The sequence below is a fragment of the Mesorhizobium sp. P5_C1 genome (assembly GCF_054049815.1).
This window is the reverse complement of sequence record NZ_JBFULQ010000553.1, coordinates 1-3,503: the sequence shown is the minus strand read 5'-3', so window position 1 is coordinate 3,503 and position 3,503 is coordinate 1. Positions and strand designations below refer to the sequence as shown.

The following is a 3,503-nucleotide window of genomic DNA, read 5'->3' as shown; positions in this document are numbered from 1 at the left end:
CATCCACGCCGCGTCACTGTTTGCGCAGACGGAATTACCGGAAACCCAGGCGCAGCAAAAGCGGGTGATGAACAGCGTCATCGACAAGGTCGCCGAGCGGCTGGGCAATACGCGCGCCGTCTGCCGCAAATGCTATATCCATCCGCAGGTGTTCGAGGCCTGGTCGCAAGGACGATTGCTCGACGAAATGGCGCAAGCCAACAAGCATAAGCGCTCGTTAGACGGCCTCGATGGCGAGGAAGCTCTCGTGCTGAGATGGCTGAAGGTGCGCGAAAGCTAACCGGCGGCAATGCGGTTACCAAATGCGCGGCACCCAGATTTTTTTATCGACGTCGTGTCGGGATCGGTCCTAGTGTTTCGTCCTTTGACAGAGAAAAGGACCAACCATGCTCTACGCAATCCTCTGCTATGCCTCCGAAGACGTCGTCAGCTCGTGGAGCAAGGCGCAGGACGATGAAGTCATAGGCAAGCTTCTCAACGTTCAGGAAAAGTACGTCCAGGCCGGACGACTTGGCCCGGTGGCGCGGCTGTTGCCGACCACGGCGGCAACGACACTGAGAAAGGTCAAGGGCGAAGCCGTCGTCATCGACGGGCCTTTCGCGGAGACCAAGGAGCAATTCCTCGGCTTCTACACGCTCGAATGCGCGGATCTCGACGAGGCTGTAGAGTTCGCCCGTGAACTGTCCGACGTCAACCCGAGTGGCGGCTCCTACGAGATCCGGCCGGTTCAGATGTTTCACACCAACAAGATTCCCGCATGACCGAACTCGCCTGGATAAGCTCGACAATCAACACCGCCCGTCCGCAGGCGATGGGCGCGCTGCTGCGTTATTTCCGCGATCTCGATACGGCGGAGGAAGCTTTCCAGGATGCGTGTCTCAGAGCCCTGAAGAATTGGCCGCAGAACGGGCCGCCGCGTGATCCGGCGGCCTGGCTGATCTTTGTCGGCCGCAACAGCGGCATCGATGCCGTGCGCAAGCGTGCCAAGCAGGCGCCGATGCCGGAGGAAGACCAGATCTCCGACCTGGAAGATGCCGAGAGCGACATGGCCGAGCGGCTGGACGGCGCGCATTACCGCGACGACATCTTGCGGCTGCTGTTCATTTGCTGTCATCCCGATCTGTCACCGACGCAGCAGATCGCGGTGGCGCTGCGCATCGTCTCGGGCATCACCGTCAAGCAGATCGCGCGCGCCTTCCTGGTCGGCGAGAGCGCCATGGAGCAGCGCATCACCCGCGCCAAGGCGCGCATTGCGGACGCCGGCGTGCCGTTCGAAACGCCGGGCGCGGTCGAGCGCTCGGAACGGCTCGCCGCTGTCGCCGCCATGGTCTACCTGATCTTCAACGAGGGCTACTCGACCAACAGCGGCGAGGCGCCGGCGCGCGCACCGCTGTGCGAGGAGGCGATCCGGCTGGCGCGGCTTTTGCTCAGGCTGTTCCAGACCGAGCCGGAGATCATGGGGCTGACGGCGCTGTTGCTGCTGCAGCATGCGCGCGCGCCGGCCCGTTTCGATGAAGACGGCGAGATCGTGCTGCTCGAGGATCAGGATCGCAGGCTGTGGAGCCGCAAGATGATCGACGAGGGGCTGGCGCTGGTCGACAAGGCGCTGCGCCATCGCCAACCCGGCCCCTACCAGGTGCAAGCGGCTATTGCCGCGCTGCATGCGCGAGCCGACAAGGCCGAGGACACCGACTGGGTGGAGATCGACCTGCTCTACGGCCTGCTCGAACAGATGCAGCCGTCGCCGGTAATCACGCTCAACCGCGCGGTCGCGGTCTCAAAGGTGCGCGGACCGGCAGAAGCGCTTGCCATGATCGAACCGCTCGAACAGAGGCTTTCCGGCTATTTCCACTTCTTCGGCCTCAAGGGTGGCCTATTGATGCAGCTCGACCGGGGCGAAGAGGCGCGTGTCGCCTTCGACCGCGCCATCGCGCTCGCCAACACGGCCGCGGAAGCCGCCCATATCCGCATGCATATCGACCGGCTGATGAAAGACGGTGCCGTACGGGGACCTGCCCGCACGGCGAAATGACTGACTTTTGATCTGGTTCAACGGTCTGCTCTCGGCTTGGACCATGCCGGGGTGGCGATTTTCCCCTGGAACGAGTAATGCCACGCCATGACAGTGCCTGAGGTGCCTTTTCGGCACGCAGGCGACATGGCGCAAGGCTTGATCCGGCGCCATATGATGGCGACGGGATATGAAAGGGAAAAAAATGACCATAGCGAAGGAAACGGCCGAGCTGCTGGCGAAACTGGGTGTGGCCAATGACGCGCTTGTCGGCGGCGACCTGATCGTGCGCAGCCCGGTGACGGGTGAGCAGATCGCGGCGCTGAAGACGATCTCGCCGGCCGACGCGGCCAAGACCATCGATGCCGCGCACAAGGCGTTCCAGGCGTGGCGGATGGTGCCGGGCCCACGGCGCGGCGAGCTGGTGCGGCTGCTCGGCGAGGAGCTGCGCACGCACAAGGCCGAGCTTGGCCGGCTGGTCTCGATCGAGGTCGGAAAGATCCCGTCCGAGGGACTTGGCGAAGTGCAGGAGATGATCGACATCTGCGATTTCGCCGTCGGTCTGTCCCGGCAGTTGTACGGCCTGACCATCGCCACCGAGCGCCCGGGCCATCGCATGATGGAAACCTGGCATCCACTCGGCGTCGTCGGCGTCATTTCCGCCTTCAACTTTCCGGTCGCGGTGTGGTCGTGGAACGCAGCCCTGGCGCTGGTCTGCGGCGACGCGGTGGTGTGGAAGCCGTCGGAGAAGACACCGCTAACGGCGCTCGCCTGCGAAGCGATTTTTGCCCGCGCGGTAAAGCGTTTCGGCACCGACGCGCCGCAGGGCCTGGCGCCGGTGCTGATCGGTGACCGCGCCGTCGGCGAGATCCTGGTCGATCATCCCAAGGTGCCGCTGGTATCGGCCACCGGCTCGACGCGCATGGGCCGCGACGTTGGCCCGCGGCTGGCCAAGCGCTTTGCCCGCGCGGTGCTCGAACTCGGCGGCAACAATGCCGGCATCGTCTGCCCGACCGCCGATCTCGACATGGCGCTGCGCGCGATTGCCTTCGGCGCGATGGGCACGGCGGGACAGCGCTGCACGACGCTGCGGCGCCTGTTCGTGCATGACAGCGTCTATGACGCTCTGGTTCCACGTCTCAAGAAGGCCTACGAAAGCGTCTCGGTTGGCAATCCGCTGGAGACCCCTTCACTGGTCGGGCCGCTGATCGACAAGGCTGCTTTCGACGCCATGCAGAAGGCGCTGAAGGAGGCAGGTTCACATGGCGGCAAGGTGACCGGCGGCACGCGGGTCGAGAACGGCCATCCGGATGCCTATTATGTGCATCCGGCGTTGGTGGAAATGCCGAAACAGGTTTCGCCGGTGACGGAAGAAACCTTCGCGCCGATCCTCTATGTGATGAAATATTCTGATTTCGACGCCGTGCTCGACGAGCACAACGCGGTTGGCGCCGGCCTGTCGTCGTCGATCTTCACCCGCGACCTGCAGGAA

At 63.9% G+C, this 3,503-nt stretch carries 3 protein-coding genes and 1 pseudogene; all 4 read left to right on the top strand.

Annotation, left to right across the window (positions count from 1 at the left end):
• Window positions 1-280, top strand: a pseudogene (locus tag ACXJ7R_RS27715) (DNA topoisomerase IB); the annotation flags it as partial.
• 106 nt (window positions 281-386) lie between these two features.
• Window positions 387-761 (top strand): YciI family protein, encoded by a 375-nt coding sequence (locus tag ACXJ7R_RS27710; protein ID WP_095084477.1) that lies wholly within the window; start codon window positions 387-389, stop codon window positions 759-761.
• A complete protein-coding gene (locus tag ACXJ7R_RS27705; protein WP_457154607.1) occupies window positions 758-2,032 on the top strand; it encodes an RNA polymerase sigma factor in 1,275 nt (424 codons plus the stop codon). The genes ACXJ7R_RS27710 and ACXJ7R_RS27705 overlap by 4 nt, the downstream gene beginning before the upstream one ends.
• A 184-nt stretch (window positions 2,033-2,216) precedes the next feature.
• A partial coding sequence (locus ACXJ7R_RS27700) for an aldehyde dehydrogenase family protein (protein ID WP_457154606.1) occupies window positions 2,217-3,503 on the top strand: 1,287 nt, incomplete at its 3' end.

Excerpts from the sequence above, each read along its gene's own strand:
- ACXJ7R_RS27710 (WP_095084477.1), top strand. The coding sequence starts at position 387 with ATGCTCTACGCAATCCTCTGCTATGCCTCCGAAGACGTCGTCAGCTCG.
- ACXJ7R_RS27705 (WP_457154607.1), top strand. The coding sequence starts at position 758 with ATGACCGAACTCGCCTGGATAAGCTCGACAATCAACACCGCCCGTCCG.